Annotated in this window: 20 protein-coding genes; 6 read left to right on the top strand and 14 right to left on the bottom strand. The window is 42.6% G+C overall.

The window, feature by feature from the left end; genetic code table 11:
- Positions 1 to 15 precede the first annotated feature (15 nt).
- The 6 genes from LFX17_RS01575 to LFX17_RS01550 all read right to left on the bottom strand — a co-directional run bounded on the left by LFX17_RS01575 (position 16) and on the right by LFX17_RS01550 (position 7,777).
- Positions 16 to 1,122, bottom strand: a complete 1,107-nt coding sequence (locus LFX17_RS01575; RefSeq protein WP_238744695.1) for a DNA alkylation repair protein — start codon at positions 1,120 to 1,122, stop codon at positions 16 to 18.
- A 99-nt stretch (positions 1,123 to 1,221) separates the two neighbouring features.
- The gene (locus LFX17_RS01570; RefSeq protein ID WP_238744694.1) at positions 1,222 to 2,460 is read right to left on the bottom strand and encodes an acyltransferase family protein; all 1,239 of its coding nucleotides are present in this window, start codon (positions 2,458 to 2,460) and stop codon (positions 1,222 to 1,224) included.
- 131 nt (positions 2,461 to 2,591) lie between these two features.
- Complete coding sequence (locus LFX17_RS01565; RefSeq protein WP_238728568.1) at positions 2,592 to 3,371, bottom strand: TlyA family RNA methyltransferase; 780 nt, start codon at positions 3,369 to 3,371, stop codon at positions 2,592 to 2,594.
- A complete protein-coding gene (locus tag LFX17_RS01560; protein ID WP_238728567.1) occupies positions 3,352 to 4,293 on the bottom strand; it encodes a polyprenyl synthetase family protein in 942 nt (313 codons plus the stop codon). Before LFX17_RS01560 ends, LFX17_RS01565 begins: the two co-directional genes overlap by 20 nt.
- 46 nt (positions 4,294 to 4,339) lie before the next feature.
- Entirely contained in the window at positions 4,340 to 5,359 is a 1,020-nt protein-coding gene (locus tag LFX17_RS01555; RefSeq protein WP_238744693.1) for a synaptic vesicle VAT-1 family membrane protein, read from the bottom strand.
- A gap of 372 nt (positions 5,360 to 5,731) precedes the next feature.
- Positions 5,732 to 7,777 carry a neutral/alkaline non-lysosomal ceramidase N-terminal domain-containing protein gene (locus LFX17_RS01550; protein ID WP_238744692.1) on the bottom strand — a complete coding sequence of 682 codons (2,046 nt, stop codon included), beginning with the start codon at positions 7,775 to 7,777 and terminating at the stop codon, positions 5,732 to 5,734.
- A 171-nt stretch (positions 7,778 to 7,948) separates the two neighbouring features.
- On the opposite strand from LFX17_RS01550, the gene LFX17_RS01545 reads away from it, so the two are divergent.
- A complete protein-coding gene (locus tag LFX17_RS01545) occupies positions 7,949 to 8,431 on the top strand; it encodes a DUF4442 domain-containing protein (protein WP_238744691.1) in 483 nt (160 codons plus the stop codon).
- Here LFX17_RS01545 and LFX17_RS01540 read toward each other — a convergent pair.
- The 3 genes from LFX17_RS01540 to LFX17_RS01530 form a co-directional block, all read right to left on the bottom strand.
- Positions 8,419 to 8,928, bottom strand: a complete 510-nt coding sequence (locus LFX17_RS01540; protein WP_238744690.1) for a TetR/AcrR family transcriptional regulator — start codon at positions 8,926 to 8,928, stop codon at positions 8,419 to 8,421. The genes LFX17_RS01545 and LFX17_RS01540 overlap by 13 nt on opposite strands.
- 21 nt (positions 8,929 to 8,949) lie before the next feature.
- On the bottom strand, positions 8,950 to 9,330 hold the full coding sequence (locus LFX17_RS01535) for a hypothetical protein (protein WP_238744689.1): 381 nt from the start codon (positions 9,328 to 9,330) through the stop codon (positions 8,950 to 8,952).
- Positions 9,331 to 9,576: 246 nt separating this feature from the next.
- Positions 9,577 to 10,737, bottom strand: a complete 1,161-nt coding sequence (locus tag LFX17_RS01530) for a hypothetical protein (RefSeq protein ID WP_238744688.1) — start codon at positions 10,735 to 10,737, stop codon at positions 9,577 to 9,579.
- 103 nt (positions 10,738 to 10,840) lie between these two features.
- Between LFX17_RS01530 and LFX17_RS01525 the strand changes: the two genes are divergently transcribed.
- A complete protein-coding gene (locus LFX17_RS01525; protein ID WP_238744687.1) occupies positions 10,841 to 11,347 on the top strand; it encodes a MarR family winged helix-turn-helix transcriptional regulator in 507 nt (168 codons plus the stop codon).
- A 74-nt stretch (positions 11,348 to 11,421) separates the two neighbouring features.
- Here LFX17_RS01525 and LFX17_RS01520 read toward each other — a convergent pair whose 3' ends face one another.
- The 3 genes from LFX17_RS01520 to LFX17_RS01510 form a co-directional block, all read right to left on the bottom strand.
- The gene (locus LFX17_RS01520; protein ID WP_238744686.1) at positions 11,422 to 12,519 is read right to left on the bottom strand and encodes an alkene reductase; all 1,098 of its coding nucleotides are present in this window, start codon (positions 12,517 to 12,519) and stop codon (positions 11,422 to 11,424) included.
- A 510-nt stretch (positions 12,520 to 13,029) separates the two neighbouring features.
- Positions 13,030 to 14,109: a hypothetical protein gene (locus LFX17_RS01515; RefSeq protein WP_238744685.1), complete on the bottom strand. Its 1,080-nt coding sequence runs from the start codon at positions 14,107 to 14,109 to the stop codon at positions 13,030 to 13,032.
- 104 nt (positions 14,110 to 14,213) lie between these two features.
- On the bottom strand, positions 14,214 to 15,239 hold the full coding sequence (locus tag LFX17_RS01510; RefSeq protein WP_238728557.1) for a S1C family serine protease: 1,026 nt from the start codon (positions 15,237 to 15,239) through the stop codon (positions 14,214 to 14,216).
- 158 nt (positions 15,240 to 15,397) lie between these two features.
- Between LFX17_RS01510 and LFX17_RS01505 the strand changes: the two genes are divergently transcribed.
- From LFX17_RS01505 to LFX17_RS01495, 3 genes are all read left to right on the top strand, one after another.
- Positions 15,398 to 16,477, top strand: coding sequence for a helix-turn-helix transcriptional regulator (locus LFX17_RS01505; RefSeq protein WP_238744684.1), 1,080 nt, complete (start codon positions 15,398 to 15,400; stop codon positions 16,475 to 16,477).
- An 87-nt stretch (positions 16,478 to 16,564) separates the two neighbouring features.
- Positions 16,565 to 17,302 carry a hypothetical protein gene (locus LFX17_RS01500; protein ID WP_238744683.1) on the top strand — a complete coding sequence of 246 codons (738 nt, stop codon included), beginning with the start codon at positions 16,565 to 16,567 and terminating at the stop codon, positions 17,300 to 17,302.
- 39 nt (positions 17,303 to 17,341) lie between these two features.
- Entirely contained in the window at positions 17,342 to 18,010 is a 669-nt protein-coding gene (locus tag LFX17_RS01495; RefSeq protein WP_238744682.1) for a class I SAM-dependent methyltransferase, read from the top strand.
- A 43-nt stretch (positions 18,011 to 18,053) separates the two neighbouring features.
- Here the strand turns inward: LFX17_RS01495 and LFX17_RS01490 are convergent, their stop codons facing one another.
- Positions 18,054 to 18,818, bottom strand: a complete 765-nt coding sequence (locus LFX17_RS01490) for a DUF4846 domain-containing protein (RefSeq protein ID WP_238744681.1) — start codon at positions 18,816 to 18,818, stop codon at positions 18,054 to 18,056.
- A gap of 453 nt (positions 18,819 to 19,271) precedes the next feature.
- On the opposite strand from LFX17_RS01490, the gene LFX17_RS01485 reads away from it, so the two are divergent.
- A complete protein-coding gene (locus LFX17_RS01485; RefSeq protein ID WP_238744680.1) occupies positions 19,272 to 20,435 on the top strand; it encodes a DUF819 family protein in 1,164 nt (387 codons plus the stop codon).
- Between the two features lie 3 nt (positions 20,436 to 20,438).
- On the opposite strand, the gene LFX17_RS01480 is transcribed toward LFX17_RS01485, so the two are convergent.
- Positions 20,439 to 21,074, bottom strand: coding sequence for a TetR/AcrR family transcriptional regulator (locus LFX17_RS01480; RefSeq protein ID WP_238728551.1), 636 nt, complete (start codon positions 21,072 to 21,074; stop codon positions 20,439 to 20,441).
- Positions 21,075 to 21,082: the final 8 nt, after the last annotated feature.

Below are 21,082 nucleotides of genomic sequence, written 5' to 3'. Positions count from 1 at the left end.
TCGAATCCTTCAAACTTATCGGACGACTTGAAACTCCGTCTTCGCTTTCAAAACACCGTTGATGTGAATTTCCAACGTATGCTTACCCGGAACGTGCTTCCGGGTGGTCATCTGTTTAAAGGATTGTTTCTTTTCGTAAGATACGGATTCTTTCGGCTGAAAGATTCTTTCCTCGATCTGAAAAACCTTTCTCGAAATTTTACCCGATTCTTTTGCATATTGAATCTTGTATTCGATACGAAGGCGATTCGGTTTTGCATCTAAAGATCGAACTTTAAATCCGAAAAAAAGATTCCCCCCGATTTTTACGATTGCGGACTTCAGTTTTAAATCTAGAATTTTTGCATTTATCTTAGAACCGAAACCGAAAATTCTCATCACCTTCGGATTCCCTTCTTTTAAAAGACCGCGTAACGCGTGCTTTAAAAGCGCGTCTCGTTCTTCCGAAAAACCAACCCACTTTTCCGCGATACTCAAAATCAGCTCGGGATGATCTTTGGAAATATCGTTCAAATGATTTGCAACACTTCTGCGAACGACTTCGTCAACATCGTCTTTTAGATTTTCAAGAATGGAAAGAGTTTTTTGCGGCTCTTGTTTTAAACCGGGAATTCCCATTCCCCAAGGAAGGCGAGGCCTGCTTCCCTCGGATGCCAAACGTCGAACGGCGGCGTTCTCATGCAAAGACCAATCCGACATCTGATTCCATGCCTGTTCGGGATGTCGGATTAAAAAAGGACGGATCGAAAATTCGCAGGAGATCAACTTAGTGATTCTCTCAAAGGCGATCATGGATTCGTCCGGATAATCGATCCCGAGAATTTCAACCGTATCTCCTAAAAAAATCGTAAGAAAGACTTCCTTCCCCTCAAACTTCTTTTGAAGGGAATCCGTGATTTTGAGCAGAGGTTTTAAAGTTTTCGGAAACGGTTTCGGTAATTCTTCCGCCAATGTCTCCGCAATTCTTCGGATTCTTTGTTTGAGTTCGAGCTGTTTCCAATCCTTTTGTTTGATCCGTTTGATCCATTCTTCCGAGGAAACGGAAGAAATTTCTTTCGAAAAGGAATCGGCAATTTTACGCAATACGGTTTCCGTATAAAGATCTTTGAGCAGCTCAGCCATTGAGGAAATTACACCTTGTCCAGTATTTTAACAACGTCGGTTTTCATTGTTCCGATAAACTAAGCAGGAAAAAGAAATTTTCAGAATAACGAATATAGGTTACTTCTTCGAAACAGAAGAAAGTGGAAAAATTCGTTTAAAAACCCTGCCTAATGGGTTTTCCACATATCTATGAATTAACCAACAAATGCCTATAGTAAAAAAGTAACTTATCAAAAGACTAATTACGAAAAAGAACAAACCAGTTTCAAAAAGATCCGGTAATAGTATCTTTAACGTTCCAAAAGAAATCAACGAAAGAAGCAAATGCCAAATATAAATAGTGTAGCTTAAGTTTGCAACAGGGTTGATTAACTTCAAACTCAATCCCCTTGCAAGAAGAGTATTCGGAAATAACATTACCGATAAAAGAACTGAAATATAAACGAAATCGATTAAATTAAATCGTACCGTACCGGAAAAGAACGAATAAACGGAATCACTTACTATATTAATAAAAACTAAAATTCCGATAGGTAAAAGCATCAATAGAATACTGACAATTCTTCCCGTTAAATATTTCTTTAAAAACTCGCTTCGATTTACTACCCAATCCATAAGTATCACACCAATGATAATGGAATCCATACGAGTATGCGTCGGACGAAATACTAAAATTTCGTAATCAGTACCGAAGACATTCGGATTCAGGTAAATATAAACTCTGAATAAAACGGGAATAAAATATAAGACCCAAAGAATGCATTGTCTAGTAAAGAAATCTCTCTTAAACAGGATAAATCCACAGAACAGCGGGAAAAAGATATAGAATTGTTCGATCATCGATAAAAACCAAGTGTGTATGTTTGGACCTTTAAAATAATTTCCTAAAAATACGAAGTCCGCCCAAGCGTTTCGAAGTCCGTTATCCGCACTTTCCATTACGTTTAATGCCATCAATGTTTCAGGTACAGTTAATTCTTTCGTTGCAATCCATTTCTGACTAATCGTATAGGAAACTCGATTGATTACGTAACTGATGGTAATAAATATATAATAAACTGGCAGTAGTTTATAATTTCGTTTTAAGAAAAAATCTAAGTAACTAATGCGTCCTTTTTCCGACCATTCTTTCCATAAAGCCATCGAAATCAAAAATCCGCTCAAAATAAGAAATAAATTAATTTCAAAATGATGAAGCATATCGATGAAGGCTTGAAGAATGGAATTATTATTTGCGGCCGTATAACCGGAATAAAAATAATAATGATAAACGAACACAGCCGTGATTGCAAACGCTCTTAATCCATTTAAGGGCAGGATTTCTTCTTTTTTATTTTCTACTGCTTCTTGCTTCATAATCCCGAACTATTTTTTTTTAAAGAATTTAGTTGTAAAGTGACTTTCCAACAAAGATAACAAAGAAGGAATCATATAATTGACAGGCTATTAAAATTTTCGGATACGGAAATCGATAGATAAGCAAATCGTCAAATCTCCCAATACAAAAGAACTTCTTTGTTTCCGTCGCGGCCTTCGATCGGCGACCATTTTAAACCGATAATTTTTCCGCCGATTTCTTTCCTGAGATATTCGCAAATCGAACGAACGATTCGAATTCGAATTTTTGGATCTCGTAAAACTCCTTTCACAAGATTTTTTTCATCCGCTTCGAATTGCGGTTTTATCAAAGTCACACATTCCAATTTTGGAATATTCTTTTCTTCCCGAAATCTTCGAATCACCGGAAAAACGGACCGCAAAGAAATAAAACTCAGATCCATCACGACCGCAATCGAATCCGAATTCGGAACTTGAAACCGATTCGTTTCCCATTCGATTTCAAGAGAAGATAAATTTTTCAGATGAAAACGATCTTTTACGATCACGGAAGAATGATTTCTTAACTTGTCCGCAAGTTGACCATAACCTACGTCGCAGGCAAAAACCTTCCAAGCGCCCTGTTCCAAAAGAACTTGCGTGAACCCGCCGGTCGAAGCGCCCAAATCGATGCAAAGTTTTCCGTTCACTCGAAAAGGAAAAGTTTCGAAGGCTTTTAATAATTTATAAGCGCCTCGGCTTACATAACGCGGTATAACGTTTAAAATCCGGATTTCGGAATCTTCCGAAAATTTTAATCCGACTTTCGTGATCTTTTGCTCGTTTACCAACACGGACCCGGAAAGAATCAGACTTCTTGCGATTTCAATCGAATCGGCATATCCCCGATCGAAAAGTAGAATATCCAGTCTAATTTTTTCTTTGCCCAATGTAAACCGGAAGCTCCCGGAAAAATATTCTTTCCTCGTCCGTAGATGTAAAATCGGAAGCAATCGAAACAAGATTGTCTTGAAGTTCTTTCGTCATCTTTTTACAACGATCCATACCGAATAACGCAGGATAGGTGATCTTACCCGATCTCTGATCTTTTCCGGGCGTTTTTCCTAAGGATTCTTGGGTTCCTTCCACATCCAAAATATCATCCGTGATCTGAAAAAGAAGTCCCAAGTCCTCTCCATATTTCAGTAAGGACTCTTTCCTTTGTTTCCAATCGTTTCGAAGCCGATTCCCCAAAAGCAAAGACGCTTTAATTAAAGCGCCGGTCTTCAATCGATGAGTCAACTGAACCATCGAAATCGGATCCTGGTCGCCATTCGAATTCTGTGTTTTCCCGTTTTCCCGCTCCATTTGGAGATCGTAGATTTGTCCGGAAACCATTCCGGGAGCCCCGGAACCAGTATGCAAAATTTCTAATAAATCTCGATGCAGGGACAAATCGCCATTCTCCCCTTGAACAAACGATAATAAATAAAATGCGAAAGAATTCAGAGCGTCTCCCGCCAGAATCGCGGTCGCTTCGGAAAACTTTTTGTGAAGGGTCGGCAGTCCTCTTCTAAAATCGTCGTTGTCCATACTTGGAAGATCATCGTGAATCAAAGAATACGTATGAATGCATTCAAGGGAAGATCCGAGATACAAGGCATTGCGCGTTTCATTCTTAAGTCCACCTGCGGCGGCCAAGGCCAACACCGGTCGAAGACGTTTTCCGCCGGCGACGAGGCTATACTTCATTGCTTCGAAAAGTTCGGGTGCGGATTGTTTTGCAAGCGCGGAGAGTGTTTGAGAATCTAAAAAATTCTCAAAAGCAACCCGATACGAATGGAATATTTCAGAAAAGGCAGATTGACTCACTCTGCCTCCAATTTGAAAGAAATCCTGGAATTGTAAAGAGCAATCTCTACTTAACTTTTAAAACGACCTTACCGACCGAAGTGCCGGATTGAAAGTATTTCAAAGCTTCGTCTATATTTTCAAACGGAAAGGTTTTACCGATATGCGGCGCGGTTAGATTCAACTTGACGAGGCCGTTCAAATGTTTGGTCAATTTTTCAACCTTTTCATACAACCAGATCAAATTGAAACCCATAACGGCCTTGTTATCCGAAACCATTTTCATCGGATCCAATTTCGGTCTGGAAAGATATTTATAAGCGAGAATCGGCCAATTCACCCCGCTCCCTCCCCCCATCATTTCAGCTGCTCCATAGACGATCATCCTTCCCATGGGGGCCATGGTATCGTAACTCTCCTGAAAGATTTTTCCTCCGATGCACTCCAATACGAGATCCAGATCCTTACCCGCCAAAGCTTCCTGCAAGTCCTTAGCGAAACGATCCGAACGTACGATCTGTTTGTCATATCCCTCTTTCTTGAGAAGATCGATCTTGGATGGCGATCCGATCGTTCCGATCGTATATGCCCCTAATTTTTTCGCGATTCGATTCGCGAGAATTCCCACTCCTCCCGCGGCGCTGTGAATCAGCACTGTTTGACCTTTCTCCAAATCCCCCAAAGCAACTAACGCGTAATAGGCGGTTAATCCTTGAACCAGAAAGCCCGCGCCTTGATCGAAATTCCATTTGGACGGAAGTTTAAAAACATATCTTGAATCGATATTCAAATGGGAAACATAACCGCCGAATCGGGTTACACCCATGATCTTATCTTTTTTCTTAACGTTCTTTACCTTTTTTCCGGCGGCGATTACAACTCCTGAAAATTCCAATCCGGGTATAAACGCTCCTTGCGGGGTGGCACTATACAATCCTTGAATCGCAAACAAATCGGCAAAGTTCAACCCGATCGAATGAACTTCTATTTGCACTTCATTTTCTCCAGGCTCGGGAAGAGTTTCGGTTTCTAATCTTACGTTTTCAAGAGATCCTTTTTTACGGACGATGGCTATGGTTCTTTGCATGAGAGGAGGTTATAAGAATTCAAAATGGGAGAGCAAGAAAAAATTTTTGAGTGTGGCAAGAATTCGATTTTATCCGGATGTCAATCGAATCTTGCAGGAAAGAATTTTATCCGAACGATCAAATCCTTGTTTTTAAGGATAAAGTTCCCTTCCTCGTTTTTTTCTTTACGAACGTAGTCGTTTCAATTCGAAAACAATCGATCCACTTTGTTAAAAATTCTCTACCGTAACCAACGGACATACTGAAACGAAGCCATTCGCTTCTTTATCAAAACGAATTCGATTATTCGAATATTTTCAAGAAACAAAAAGAGCTTTCTAAAAGATGATCGCCGAGACGGGAAGCGCCCGCCTCGATTCACAATCCATTCGCTAAAACTCGGGAGAATAAAACTCCTTCTCCTTACCTCGAGGAGCGATCGCAAATCGGTATTTTCGTTTCGAGTGAAACTCGGGATTAAACCAGCGAACTTCATAAACCGCCATTCCATCCGATGAATCTCCCTGCAATCGAATGTCCAACTCGGTTCCGCTATCATTCACCATTCTTCCGTCTTGTTGCAGAGTTTTCCATTCTCCCTTTTCTTCCTTATATTGAATGGAGACCAGGGCTTGATGAAATTGAATTTGAGAAGGGTTCACGTCTTTATAACGAAAGATCCAATGTTTTTCCGAATTCTCTTCCGCCAAAACAAGTCGAGGAGCTTCCTTTAATTCTCGATTTCCTTTCGCCTCGCGCTTTTCAGGCATATAACTCTTCGTATCGAGTTGAAATTCCCATGATTCCGGAAAACTCTCTTTGCCTCCTTCCGCAGGCATTTGTTTTACAAGATCCGCAAGATGAGCTTGTAAGAAAGGTTGTGTCGCGGGTCCGTAGATCGTATGGCCGCCTTCATAGTGTTGTTTCGAATATTCTTCCGGCGTAGTCGTATAACCGAAATAACCGTTCGTACAGGACAGCACGGAAGTTTGAGTGATCGATTCCTTGCTTTTGGAAGTTCTTTGTTTTTCCGCTTCCAAAGCCGCACTGGAGAATCTTCTTCCTGATTCGTTCGTAACTTCAAAAGGAACCGCGAGCAAAACCGTGTCTCCGATTCTCGCGGATTGAAGAATCATTCGATGAGGAAAATTCTTTTTTGCTAATACGATGTACTGAAAGAAAGAACCCGCAGTCCGTTTGTGCCCCTGACATCCGCCGGTAAAAATATAACGCGGCCATCCTTCGCCCCAAAACGGAAGCCAAAATAAAACCGGCGTCATTCCGTCTTCCGCTCCCCCGGTTAATGCGGTTCCCGCAACGGGTCTGCTGCAAAGTTCCGCATTACCCATCTTCGGATTTTCGTAGACGTCCACTTCTTTGGAGTTGTAAGAATACGTAAGATCGGCGCTCAACTTCTTTCCTAAACTCTGAAAAAGTTCATAAGATTTTTTTGATATTTCGTAACCGATTCGTTTCGACTCGATAAACCCCTGCATATCTTCGCGATAATCGGGAGAATTGTCTCCGTGCGTCGCGTTCGAAACGGCATGCAACGGTTCCCAGTCGGTTTTGAATTCTTCCTTGATCTTGAATTCGAGTTCTCGTTCCGGATAGGCGAATACGTCCGCATTTACGACTTTGTTCCAAGAAGGAACCGTCGTTCCGTGAATCGAATACGTCGTATAAACCGCAAGAGGTTTATAACTTCCGTCCTTATCCTTTGCGTCCACACGAATCATCGTCATCTCCGGATTGACCGCGTCGTAGATCTGTTCTGTTTTAATTTCATCGATACCCGAATTCTTATTCGCTGCGTAAGCTTCGATCGAACGGTTCCGTGTCAAACCCCATACATTCAATTTTCCTGTTGCGATTTTAGCGGGTTTTGCGCTTTGATACGCTTCCAAAACCGCATCAAAGATTCGATTCTCCAGAAATTCATACCATTCTTTTTCAAAGCCCGGTTTGTTTCCCGCAAACTCGTTGTAAAAATTATTTTCATAAAAATTCCCCGGAGCCGAGTGTGTATGCGTTCCCGAAATAACGATTCCTCCGAGACTGATATCCGTTTTATCCGCAAGGCGTTCCGCGAGTTTATGATGCAACAGTAAAGAACCGGAAAGCAAATCCGTTTGTATCAGAACCAAGGGAGAATGATGATCCTTCCGAATATAAATCACGCGCGCATATATTTTCGTTCTAAATCCTTTTTCCGTATTTGCAAGCATGGAATAACCCGCGAGAGGAAGTCCGGGCGGCGGAGTAATATCGACCTTTACCGCGCCCGCAAAGATGCCTTTCGTGTTCGATGCAACGAAAGGTTTTTTATTTTTAATCACGTAGGTCGTAGAATCGCTGCAACCGATAAAGCCTATCGAAAAAACAGAAACGAATAAAATCGCGATAAGCGAACGGAAATAATAAATTTTCAAATTCAAAGTCCTCCGGGTGAGTTGTTCTATAAGATGTGTTCCGAAAAATCAAGATGCTTTCGATCGAAACGCGATATTTTAACCGAAATTCATTATAATTCACTTATTTTCTGATTTCAAATTGAACCCCTCGTAGAACAAAAGACAAAATACCTAAAAGGTTTTACATCAAACTGTATGAATTTTTGGAAAAGACTTCGATTTTATTTTTTCAATTTCTACCCGCCCTACTTCGGAGCAGGTATTCGATACAAACGAATGAGCAAGGATTTTACCCATTTCCGTCTTTCAATGAAACTTCGTTGGTGGAACAAAAACCTCGTAGGAACGCATTTCGGCGGTTCTTTGTATTCGATGTGCGATCCGTTTTACATGCTGATTCTCATGGAAAACTTGGGGGAAAATTATATCGTCTGGGACAAAGCGGCAACCATTCGTTTTATCAGCCCGGGTATGGGAAAGGTTTATGCGGACTTTGAAATCCCGCACGAAGAGATAGAAAGAATCCAAAGAGAAGCCGACGAAAAGAGGAAGTTAGACGCGTTCTTTCAAACGAAAATTTACGACGCAAAAACCGGCAAAGTCGTCGCAGAGTTGGATAAGGTCGTCTACGTTCGAAGAAAAGAAAGAATAAAAAAAGAAAATATTCAAAATAAGTAATATAATTTTTTGACTTCCTTTTCCTCCAAACTCGGAAGAATCATTTCCGCTCCGACGAAGATCGCATAGGCAAGCCTTGCTTTTTGCTCCGCTTGCCTGCTATTTTTGAAAACTTCGAAATAAACTTCCTTTAAAAAAGAAATTCGCTTCCGATCCACTCTCTCCTGAACTTTTTTCACCTTAGAATTTCGAAAGGCCCAAGCGCGAATCGCACGTTCCGCATTTTTAGAAAAACCGAAGGTCAAAGATCGAAGCGTTTTCAATCGGCTTTGCGGAGAAGATTCCGAACCTGCAAGAACGATAATATCATCCGTAAACGTCTTTTCCCAATAGATCAGCATTCTTTGCGAGAAATCCTCGCGATTCTTAAAATGATGATAGAAAGAACCTTTGGTCAGTTTCAGTTTTTTACAAAGAGATTCAATGGTTAGAAATTCTTCGCCTTTGTGATACAAAAGATCCAATCCTGCTATGATCCAGTCTTCGGAGGATAACATAAATTCGAAATGGTTCCGAAGTTAAAACGCGAACAACGGAATCAGATACACGATTCCGCCGGCAAAGAACAGAACGGAAAGAGTATGAACCATTACGGAATTTACCCGAAGGAAAATGAATTGTTCTATCAAACGTCCCCACCAGAAAGCGGAAAAGCCGATCAAAATCCATTTTCCCAAAGAAGAAGACAAAAGCTCAGTGGGAAAAAAGAAAGTTATACCCGCCATAAAAAGAAAAAGATAGATAAGACGAAGATTTGCGATCTGTAAAATGGCACGGTTCGCAAAAGAAACACGTTTTAAATCCTCTTTCCAACGGAAAATCCTCCAAAAGAAAACGTGAAAGACGGCAAAGCCCAAACTGTGAATCGTTCCTATAATAAGAAAATCTTTCGGTTCCATGACAATTCTCCTTTTCTTAATCCTAATGCGAAGAATCGGCTTTGTCAAGATACATGACATACCTTATGGTATGTTTTTCTGAAATCATTCATTTATTCTGATTTTCCGGAACCTACCTAGCCTACCTATTCGAAAATTTTCCGAAAAACTTTTACAGCGTGTCCCAAAACCTAATTTTACTTTACCAGAAAGATCAGCTGCAAGGTTCTGTCCCGGTTTTGGGACAGGTTCTTATCATAGACAACCTCAAACCTTTACGGTCTTTTTTTCCTGCGCCCACCGGACTACAAGAATGAGAAAAGATGCAATAAACATAAAGAATCCGGTGAACAAAAAGAAAAGTTTAACTGCAGTTATCGTTCCCGTAAACGCCGCCAAACCTTCGGGAACCGTAGGCCAAACGGAGAGAAAATAAAACATAAGAGAATTCTCAAGCAGATCGAATAGCAAAAAGCCGTATGCAAGAAGACCGAGAGAAAGAGGAAGATTGGCCCTTAGAGCCGCTTTCGCGTAAATTCCGCCGAAACACAACGCTAATGGAAAAGGGAAAATCATATCGACGACGTCGATCCAAAAATACAAACGCCTGCCCGCTTCCCCGTATGCGCCGAAAACTTCGATAAAATCCTTTGCTCCGGAAAACGGGCGAAAGTCCATTTTTTTCGGAAGTATATTTCCATCCGCAACCGGTATGAACTTTTCCAAAATCTGCATTCCCTCCGCGCAAACTAACGCAGCAACAAACAAAAGCAGAATCGATTTGACCGAAGTGAACCTGAGAAAGACTTGGCTGAGATTTCGAAACGAAGCCGAGGAATCCGATCCTAAAAGAAATACCGTTACGATCCAAGAAACCGGCAACAGAGGACCGTGCGGTATATAACGAAAAAATAATATGGATCCGATCATCAAAAAAGGAAGAATCAGAAACGTAATTCCGATCGCTTTCTTTTCGGGCCTTATTTTAAAACCCAGATAACCGAATGCGCATAAAAGAAAAAAGATGCCGGGCGCTTCGATCCAACGAAAACCAATGTTCCGAAACAATTCCCCGAAAAAACTTCCTCCCCAGTACGCAACCGTATCACCGATGATTGCGATCAAAAGAAAACCAAGAACCGCACGAAAAGCCTTTGTTGCGGCGATCGGAAAGAAACCGTTTCGTTTTAATTCCAGTAATCCGAATAAAATTCCAAGATGAATAAGAATCGCCATTCTTCCGAAAAAATAATAATCCGACGTCTCGGGTGCGAACTCCGCTCGAAAATCGAACAAAGCCCGAACATACGTTTCCGTTTTTAAAAGATAAATGGGAAACGATTCTCCGTTCCAAATCAGGGATTGAACGGGTGTTAGAACCAAAACCAGAATCGAAGCGAACAAAGAAAGGAAAACGGAAATTCTCATATATTTCTCCGAAAGAAATTATTATCTTGATTTCAAGATACTTGAAGCCAAAGCAATCACTCATTTATCTTGACGTCAAGATATTTTCTAAAAATAAGGAAGTATGAAGTCCAAAAAAACCGAAGATCACGTCGATTTTATCCTGAAACAATGGGCCGAGGAACGGCCTGATTTAGATATGACGGCCATGGGCACGATCGGGAGAATTCACCGGCTTTCTTCGATCTTTTTCTACAACGTCCATAAGGAAGTTTTTGAAAGCCACGGACTTGCAGCTCCGGAGTTCGACGTGATGGCCGCGCTGCTCCGCAGCGGAAAACCCTACAAAAAATCTCCGGGCGAACTCCTTTCCACCTTGATGATCACATCGGGAACGATGACCAATCGCATTGATCGACTTGAATCACTGGGTTGGGTAAAACGAGAATCCGACCCGAACGACCGAAGAAGCGTTTTGATCGGATTGACATCGGAAGGGAAACTCGTGATTACGAAAACGCTTTTAGATCACGTAAAAAGCGGACAGGCATTGATGAGTTGCCTAACGGAAAAAGAACACACTGAACTTTCTAAATTATTGAGAAAGCTTCTTTTGAACTTCGAAGAATGAATTCGATTCGAAACATGGAAGGGAAGTTTCGTTCAGCCGGAATCGATCCGACTGAACGAAATTTTTTGGTAAAATCAGTTATAGTTCGGATAATCCGAATATCCTTTTTCACCGGGAGTATAGAACGTACTTTGATCCGCATCGGAGAGAATCCGATCCGATTTCAATCTGGAAACGAAATCAGGATTGGCGATGAACGGTCTTCCGAAAGCGATCAAGTCCGCCTTATTCGATTCAAGATCCGATTGTGCGCGAGTCTTATCGTAACCGCCGCTCAATATTATGACATTCTTAAATTGATTTCCGATCTTTTGAACTACGCTCTCCGGAACGGGGGGAGCGCCCATCGCACTGTGATTCACGAGATGAATGTATGCTAAACCGACATGATTCAATTCTTTTGCGAGAAGTTCGTATTGTTCTTCGACTCCGTCGAACGCTCCCATTTCGTTAAAGACTCCGTAAGGAGAAATTCGAATCCCGGTTCTCTCTTTTCCGATGGCTTCCGAAACCGCACGCGCAACTTCCACCGCAAAACGAATCCGATTCTCATTCGAACCGCCGTATGAATCGGTTCTGCGATTCACATTCGGATTTAAAAATTGTTCGATTAAATAACCGTTTGCACCGTGAAGTTCCACACCGTCAAACCCGGCCTCAATCGCGTTCTTTGCGGCCTGAACAAATTCTTCGATCGTTTTTCGAATATCTTGCGAATTCATCTCACGCGGCAGAGCGTAAGGCTGCATCCCTTGTGCATCGGTCCAGTTTTCACCTGAAAGTTGAACCGCGGAAGGCGCCACTAACTCGGCGCCGCTCGGAAGATTTGCCGTACTTCCGACCCGACCCGTATGCATCAACTGAACGAAAATCTTTCCACCCTTTGCGTGAACGGCTTTTGTAGTTAGTTTCCATCCTTCCACCTGTTCCTTGCTAAAAATTCCGGGAATACGCGCATATCCCAACGCATTTGGAGAAGGAGCGGTTCCTTCCGTAACGATCAACCCCGCGCCGGATCTCTGGGAATAATATTCCGCCATGATCGAATTGGGAACGTTGTTTAAAGCGCGGGATCTCGTCATGGGAGCCATTACGATTCTATTTTTGAGGTCGATACTTCCGAGTTTTACCGGCCCGAAAAGGTCAACGGAAGATTTGGATTCTACGTTCATTTTTTATTCTCCTAAAAATGAAATTGGGATTTTGTACTTAGACAAAATGTAACAAAAAAAGTTACTTTTTGGCAAAGAATTTAAGGGATTTAAAGGAGATTTTTCAAAAATATTCTGCGACTTCCACTTGTTCCATTCGCCAACAATCGAATATATATTCAATTTTTATAATACAATGTTCTAAGTTTTATACAAAGTTGAAACATTTTTTCGGAATTCGTTTTCGGAAGATAGGCGGAACTTGATAGAAAGGTGAAATTCTTCAGAGAAGAAAATCGTAAGGATGGACATAGAGATCGACCAAAGAGGGAATTCTTCGACAAACAATAAAGAATTCAACAGCCAATCGATCGATACAGTTTACATTGCGGCAGGACAATCTACCCGAAAACCGAAGAATGAATGGATCGGTTCCGTTGAATTAGTAAATTTTAATATTTAAAAAATATACACTAATAAAAAAGCCCTCCAATATAGAAGGGCTTTCGCCTACTTTTCGTTTCTAAACGATTAGAAAGTGAACGAAAAGATTTGATCGATCGCGGTGCCGTTCACGATTCCGGAAAAAGAAACGCTGAAACTTCCGCTTCCAACCTGCGAAGATGGACTTCCGCTTAAGCTAATGCTGGACGAATATCCGTATTTCACATTCTGAAGAGTAACGGTTTTAGCCGTTCCCGCTGTGGTTCCTTCATACTCGGTGATCGTTATACCGGACGGTGAACTAACGGTTGCGTCAAACTTAGAATTGGAAGAAACTCCGGACGCCGCGTTTTGTCCGCTGTACGTTCTCGAATAAGTGACCGCAGCGCTTCCTGCGGAAATAACCGCATATTTCGCGATCGCATTGTAGAACGAACCGAAAACCTGCTGTAATCCTTCACAAGTGGAGATACTGGAAGTCGTACTTGGAGGATTCTTATAGTATTGAATCATGGCCAAATAATCGGCGTAAAAGACTCCATAATTCGAAAAAGCGATATTCGCACTCAAATCGCTCGTTCCTGAAAATGCCGTACTCGTTCCGGATCCGCTGAAAGAAAGAGTTCCATTGGAAAACGTGGCGGTTCCTTGAGTTCCGGAAGGAGCAAGCGTAGAAATTGCGCAGTTAGGAATTCCTAAAGCAAGTCCGAATGAGGTATTGGATTGGGTCGTCACTCCGGATCCGCTCACATCTCCCGAAAAAGTCCAAGTTCTAGTCGGCGTGCTTCCGGATGGAGTCGCAGTAATCGCCGTTAGGTGAACTGGATTTTCCTGTTTTCCTTTTTGTAAAGAAGCAAGTTGAGAAGCGACATCCCGGACTACGATAGGGTCCATTCCGTTTTCAAAAATGTCGGCCACTAGCATTTGTTCGGTTCGGGCTTCGTTGGAGGCGGTCATACCGCCGCTGGTTTGTGCCGCCGAGGCCGCACCCACTACTCCGTTCGCGGTTGCACTAGCGGTCTTTTGTTCCGGCGATAAGCCGTTTCGAGTATTCAAAAGTGCTAACAAAGCCAGATTTTGAGTCGTATCGTCTTTCGAATCCTTTTTACAAGCGGTGATTGCCGTGATTAGAATCATAACAATCAGCAAACCTTGATGCTTTTTCATATTATTCTCCTGGGAAGTTTAGAGTCCTTCCTATTCTTCCCCGGTTCAATATGAACAAAGACATGGAAAAATATTTTTTTCCATCGAATCATAATTTTAATAAATTATTTCCAATTTTTTAAAACGACTTCCATTTCTTTACCGCTTCGAAACAGCTTTATTGACGCTTCTCCGTTTAACAAAGCGATTTCGCGATAAAACTCCGCGGAAGAATTTACCTTTTTGGAATTGATATGCGTTATAAAATCGTAACGTTGAATTCCTGACTTTTCGGCGGGAGAATCCTTTTGAACATAACTCACGATCACACCAAGCGGATGCGGAAGTTTTAACTTATCAATCAGATGAGGAGTCACAAATGGAATCTCCACGATTCCTCTTTGTGAACGAATGCGATTCTCCCTTAATTGAGCCGATGATTCCAAAAAATTGGAAACATGACCTACGGGAATTGCAAATCCCGGACCGATCGGCTGATTTCCCGTCGTATTATAGGTGAATCGTTGAACACCGATTAGGTTCCCTTGAATATCGATCACGGCGCCGCCGGACATACCCGGATAGATCGGCAAACTGAGTTGAACAAAACCCTTTTCCGGATGATACGGATCCACCTTTGCCCTTTGTGAAAACGCAACCACGCCCGTAGAAATCGAATCCGGAAGTCCGTACGCGGCCCCAAACGAAAGGTAAATCGTGCCTTCCTTGGGAACATTCAACTTGGGAACAGCAATGAACGCATTCTTGTTGTCGTTCGTTTCCGATTCCAAAAGAGCAAGATCCGCATCCGCGTCCTGTTTAATCACCTTCGCTTTCAAACGTTCTCCGGATTTACCCGGTTGAATGATAAATTCTTCCGATCCCCGAATCACATGTTGGCAAGTGAGAATATGTCCTTCTTCATCTATAAAAAAACCGGAACCGATCGGAGTGGAATTTTCCGTGCTTCCTTTCGGAAATACGCTTACCGTTGCGGGTGAAATTTTATCGATCAATCCGTTCAATCGGTTTTGCAAATGGAGAGAAACGTTCAGGCTTTCCTCATCCAACTTGTCGGTTTCGAAAGAATTTTTCGAACAGGCGAAAAAACTCATACAAAGAATGAAGAGAATGAATGCGGTTTGTTTCATATTTCGTTTTAAACTCCGAAGGTTCGATCGGATTTCAGGTCGTTTTTTCTATCGTTCCTAAATCAAAACTCGGACATTGGAAAGATCTTTACAGTAAAAAAACAGAATCGAGAATGCGAGAATTCTAAATTCTTTCGAGTGATCGATCGATTTGATATATGGAAATCGTTCAACTATTCCCTCTTACGGCGATGTCCGCGAATCTTGCGGCGTTCTTTGCGTTGTGGAAAGACAAAGATTCGTTCGGAAATTATTTTCGGATTCTTCTCATCATATTGGCGGGCGGAAATCTTTCCCTTTTCTTTTTACTCGCGTCTTCATCGTCCGATCAAGCCTACTTCTTTTTCCACGTCTTTCGGCATTTTATTTTTTTCGTACCTCCTCTTCTATTGTGTCTGAGTAGAATTCTTTCTGGAAGAAAAGTAAAATCGCCGATGACCGCGGGTGTGATCGCGATCTCAATCGGATTGATTCTTTTGATCGAATTGGATTATTCATCCTCAACAAAATCCGTTCTTATCCGCGAATGGAAATCGTATTCCTGGGGTTGGTTTCCCGTTTTAGAAAATCAAGCTCGAATCTTGGTGGGAGGATTTTTCGGAATCGGTTTTATTCTTTCTTTGTTTCTTCTTTTAAAACCGAAAGACGCGCCCGTCAAAGGTTGGATTCCTTTTTTGGTTTTATGCTGGTGGTTAGGATTAGGAACGAACTTTCTTCCCCTGTTCGGATGGAACGTGTTTCCGCTCGGAATGGGAGCAGATACGATCGTCAGCGTTTTCATTTCCGTTTATCTTTCACGCGATCGCGCGGATTCCTTCTTTCACAAGGTTGCGGAAATATTGGCGAGCGCAAGCGTCGCGCTGGGTTGCGGATCTCTTTCCGTTCTTTTTTTAAGCGGAGAATCCGCTCGAATCCAAACGATCTTTCTTTCCGCAATCGGAGTCGGCGCCTCTTGGATCGTGTTGCGTCTGTTTCGGAAAAAGGAAAATTCGGGACTTCTGGATCTGAGCTCCTTAACGCAAAAAGGATTAACCAAACAAGAACTTAGAATCTGCGAACTCATATCGGAAGGTTATACTCGAAAGCAGATCGGTTTCTTTTTAGGAATCGCAAACGGAACATTAAGAAATCATTTAGTAAATCTGTATGAAAAAACGATCGATCGTGAAAAGAATTCCGGCTCCAAGGATAAATTCCAAAGACTGACCGTATTTCTGCATTCCTATAAGAAACCGTGACGATCGTCACGGTTTAAAATCCGATTCGTGACGACAGGACTATGGCGCGTTTTGCGAATCCTGTTAACCTCTTTCACGGAGGTTTCTATGGAAACAAATTCAATTCCCGTTTACATTTCCGCGTTCACTCTCGCATCCTGCGGAACGCTCGTCACGATCCTATCGATCTTTTTTCTGCGAAAGGACGTTTCGAACCCGTCGCACAAACCCGCATACGGATTCCTTGTCGTTCTAGCTTTTTTAATCGGACAATGGTTTTTGGGGTTTCAAGGATTCTTCTTTCGATTCGACCTTCCTCCTAGACTTTTGATCGGCGTCTTATCGACCTTGACGCTCTTTTTAGGATTCGGATTTTCAAAAGGGGCGCATCGGATTCTAACCCGGTTCGGATCGATTCATCTTTGTTTATTTCAGGTCTGGAGAATTCTTCCGGAAATCCTGATCGTTCTTTTGGTTCGCGAGGGCTTGATTTCCGACATCATGACGATCAAAGGTAGGAATTTCGACATTTGGGTTCCGATCACCGCGCCGGTTCTTTTCCTTCTCGTGTCCAAAGGAATTCTTTCCAAGAAATGGATTATCGGTTGGAACGCGGCGGCGATCGTCGTTTTAGGTTTGACCGTTATTACGGGAATCACGTCCGTTCCGTTTCCGTTCCGAATCCTCTTTACAAACCCGCCTAACGTAGTCGTAACGGAATATCCGGTTTGTTTCCTTCCTTTGTTTATGGTTCCTCTTGCCTTCGCGGGACATATACTGGGGATCGCAATCGGCTGGAAAGAATGGAAGACGGAAAAAAACTTGGGCGTATCGGGTTCGGCTTAAACGAAATCAATTTAAACCGAAACGAGAAGGAAGATATTTATGGATTACATTGAAACCTTTGAAGGGGAAAGAGCGGTTCAATACGAAAATCGAATCGGAACGATGATTCCGTTCTATTCGGGAATTTCAGAATTGGTCGCGACTTCGATTTTGAATTCGGTTCCGGTCGGCAAAAAAATTCTAGCAGCCGGTTGCGGAACCGGCGCGGATTTTCGAGCCCTTCTAAAGATCGCACCCGATCGTTATTCGATCACCGGGGTGGATCCCTCTCCCGAAATGATTTCAATCGCGCGTAAAAATTTTCCGAACGCGGAGTTGATTTCTTCTCCGGTTTCAGCTCTGGATCCGAATCGTAAATTCTCCGCTGCGACGCTTTTATTCGTGCTTCACTTTCTTCCGGACGACGGGGCAAAACTTTCCCTGCTTCGGGACATTTCCTCCCGATTGGAACCGGGAGGAATTTTTCTCTTATTCGATCTTTACGATTCGCAAGCACGAATGGAAGTCGTTTTCAATGAACTCGGCTTATATCTAAAAACGTTTCAGGGCTGGGAAGAAGAAGCTCTGAAAACGTACATTCAAAGAGTGAAAGATTTAAATAGAATTCCGAGCGCCCGATACGAGGATTTGTTTCGCAAAGCGGGCTTTCAAAATTTCAAACAAATCTTTCGGGCTTATCACGTGGGCGGCTGGGAAGCGAAACGATAATTTTGGAATATTCCAAAATTAGAATTCGTTAAACCAAATTCGTTTATCGTTCCGAAAATCTCCGGAGAACCGGCGTCCCGTACGGATACGATTCGTTGAGATGGCCGATAAAACCTTCGTATGTGAACCAACCGGAGGAACCGAATTCATTCGGAGCCTTTTCAATGTGCATTTCCTGAGCGGGCATAAAGCTGAATCCGATCAAAAAAAATTTCCTGCCGTTTTTCGCTTCGGCCGCATCTAGAATCATAGAAACGTGTCCGATTCCGCCGGTTTCATTTTGAACGAAAAGATCTCCCGGTCTCAAATCCTTTTCCGTAACGACCGCCCCGCCCTTCTTCAAAGAATAGGAATTGGAGGAAGCGAATGCCTTTCTTAAAAAAGATGAATACGAAAGACCGCTTTCTTGAAATCGTTTTCGATTTCCGTTGTAATCGAAAAGATACAGCCGATTTAAGTTGCCGGTTTGTTTGTGATATTCCGCCCAAACCCGCATTGAATAATCGGCGCATTGTTCCAAATCGTCTTTGAATAAAAGAGGAAGATCCAAAACGGCGATCGTGTCGTATCTGCGGATGATGTTTTGCTTTTTATACGTCCAAAGAGTCCGTTCGCTTTTTAAGGGAAGATTCCGAACGAAATCGGAAAAAGAATTTTTCGGAAAAGCGACTCGAGAGGCTCCCGCAGGAAGACGGATCTCGTTCACCTTTGCAGGAATCGGCTCCGCGTCGAGACAACCCGCAATCGGAAGATACAAACCGATCGTGATCAATAATGAAGGTACTTTACAATTCGAAACGAAACTCATCCTAATTCCTTACAGAATCTCAATCTTTCCGGAATACCAAAAAACGTAAACTAAGACCGGATTCTATCCCGTTTCGGTTTCCCCTTTTTTCGGAAATCCGTCGAACAAAGAAGTCATCCTTTTCCATAAAATCTTAGAATTTCCATAAGAACCTGTCCCAAAAACCGGGACAGAACCTTGCCGATGATCTTTCTGCTAAAGTAAAATTAGGTTTTGGGACACGCTGTAAAAAAGAAATCGGCCAAACGTACGTTCGGCGGCTTTTCTGCTTGAATTTTCAAAATCCCGTTCTGATATTTTAATAAAAGAAGAGTTATGAGTCGGTTTGAACCGAATCGTGAAAGAGCGGACTTCCGAATCGGATACAAACAAAGATTCGAAACGGTCCGCACAAACAAGGGTCTCGCGATACGGAATTGAAAGATTAAAATTTTTGTATATTCAGGAACCCTTATGGAATTCGCATCTTCGATCCTTAATCCGATATTTTTGGCTTTGTTTATTCTTTTTTTCCCGTGGCTCGCAATCCGTCTCACGCAAAAAGTCAAACTGCTCGGAATCCTAGGTTCCGTATCGATCTGCTACATTGCGGGAATCCTTTTGGGAAACCTCGTCCCTCATTCGTGGATTCCGAAATCGGTGCCTCTTACCATAGCCGATATTGCGATTCCTCTTGCGATTCCTCTGCTTTTAAGTTCCACCGATTTTCGAAAAGGGTTCGGCGAAGCGAAACTCGCTCTCTTCTCCTTCTTTTTATCCGCGGTGGCGGTTGCGATATCCGCCGCGCTAGTAGGATACATATATGCGGAAACGCATCCCGAATCCGCAAAAATCGCGAGCATGCTTTCCGGCATGTATACCGGCGGAACTCCGAACCTGAACGCGATCGGATTGGCCTTAAGCGCAAATAAAGAAACGATCGCCTTGGTCAACACGATCGATGTAGTCATCGGCGGGATTTATCTTCTCTTCTTACTGACTTTTGGAAAAAAAATCTTTTCGTTCTTTCTGAAAAAGGAAGAAGTCAAAAACGTTCCGATCGAAGAAACTGAATCGTCCGCAAAAGTAGAAGATAAACTTCCGTTAAAAAAAATACTTCTGCCGAACGGGATCGGTTTGTTGTTGGCGACGCTTGGTTTCGGAGTTTCGGTCGCGTTTACGTTTTTGATCTTCTCTTCTTTGTACGCGCCTTCGATCCTTCTCGGAATCACAACCTGGGGAATCGGAATTTCCTTTCATTCCAAAGTGCGGCAACTCAAAACATACGAGTTCGGAAGTTATATGATTTTGGTCTTTTCGGTCTCGATCGGTTTTCTTGCGGATTTGGAGGAATTGAAAAAAGATTTCGGTTCCGTGTTTCTCATCTTAACGTCGATTCTTTTCGGAGCGATTCTACTCCACCTTCTCTTGGGAATTCTCTTTCGAATTCCGGTCGATACCTGGATGATCACTTCCGTATCGAGCATCTACGGACCCGCGTTCGTTCCGCCGGTTTCGCAGGCGATCGGAAACAAAGGCGTTTTGGTTGTGGGAATTCTCACGGGATTGATCGGATACGCGTTAGGAAATTATCTAGGAATCGGAATTCATTCCGTTTTGATCGCGATCGGAAATTAGGATTTACTTTTTCGTTTCGCAGGTCGGATCGAACGTTAAAAGAAGATTCTTAAAGAAAGAATTGAGAACTTCTCTTCCCCTCACTTGCAGGTCTCGTTGCGAGGGAGAAATATCGGCTTGGATCTGTAGCCCGTCGAATACCGCGAGAATGGTGCGCGCGATTAAGACTGCGGGCATAGAATTTACGATGCTTCCCTGATTCTGTCCTTCTTGAATCGTCTTTGCAAAAACGGATTCAAGAGAATCGTAAAAGGCGACGATTTCCTTCTCCATGCTTCCGCCGTTGGAAGTCGCTTCGGCAAACAACCGAGGAGAACAATTCCCTTCGATCGTAAGACGATTCGCCAGTCGCTCCAAATATTCCTTCATTCTCAGATGCGGAGAAAGAGAAAGAACTTCCGGATCCTGAAATCCGAAACGTTCTAAATTTAAAAATTCACGGATCAGAGTGTCCCGGATTTCTTCCTTACTTTCGAAGTGAAAGTAGATTCCACCCTTGGTCAAACCGGCCGTTTCGGCGATGTCTTGAACCGATGTCTTTTCAAAACCCTTGGAAAAAAAACAACGCATCGCCGCGGAGAGAATCGATTCTCTCCGAACGTCCTCGGGTAATTTTTTCCAGCCAAGAGTCTTTGACATTGCGAAAT

The sequence above is a fragment of the Leptospira sanjuanensis genome (assembly GCF_022267375.1).
Taxonomy (GTDB): Bacteria; Spirochaetota; Leptospiria; order Leptospirales; family Leptospiraceae; genus Leptospira; species Leptospira sanjuanensis.
The sequence above is the reverse complement of the archived record's forward strand: the minus strand, read 5'-3'. Positions and strand labels throughout refer to the sequence as shown.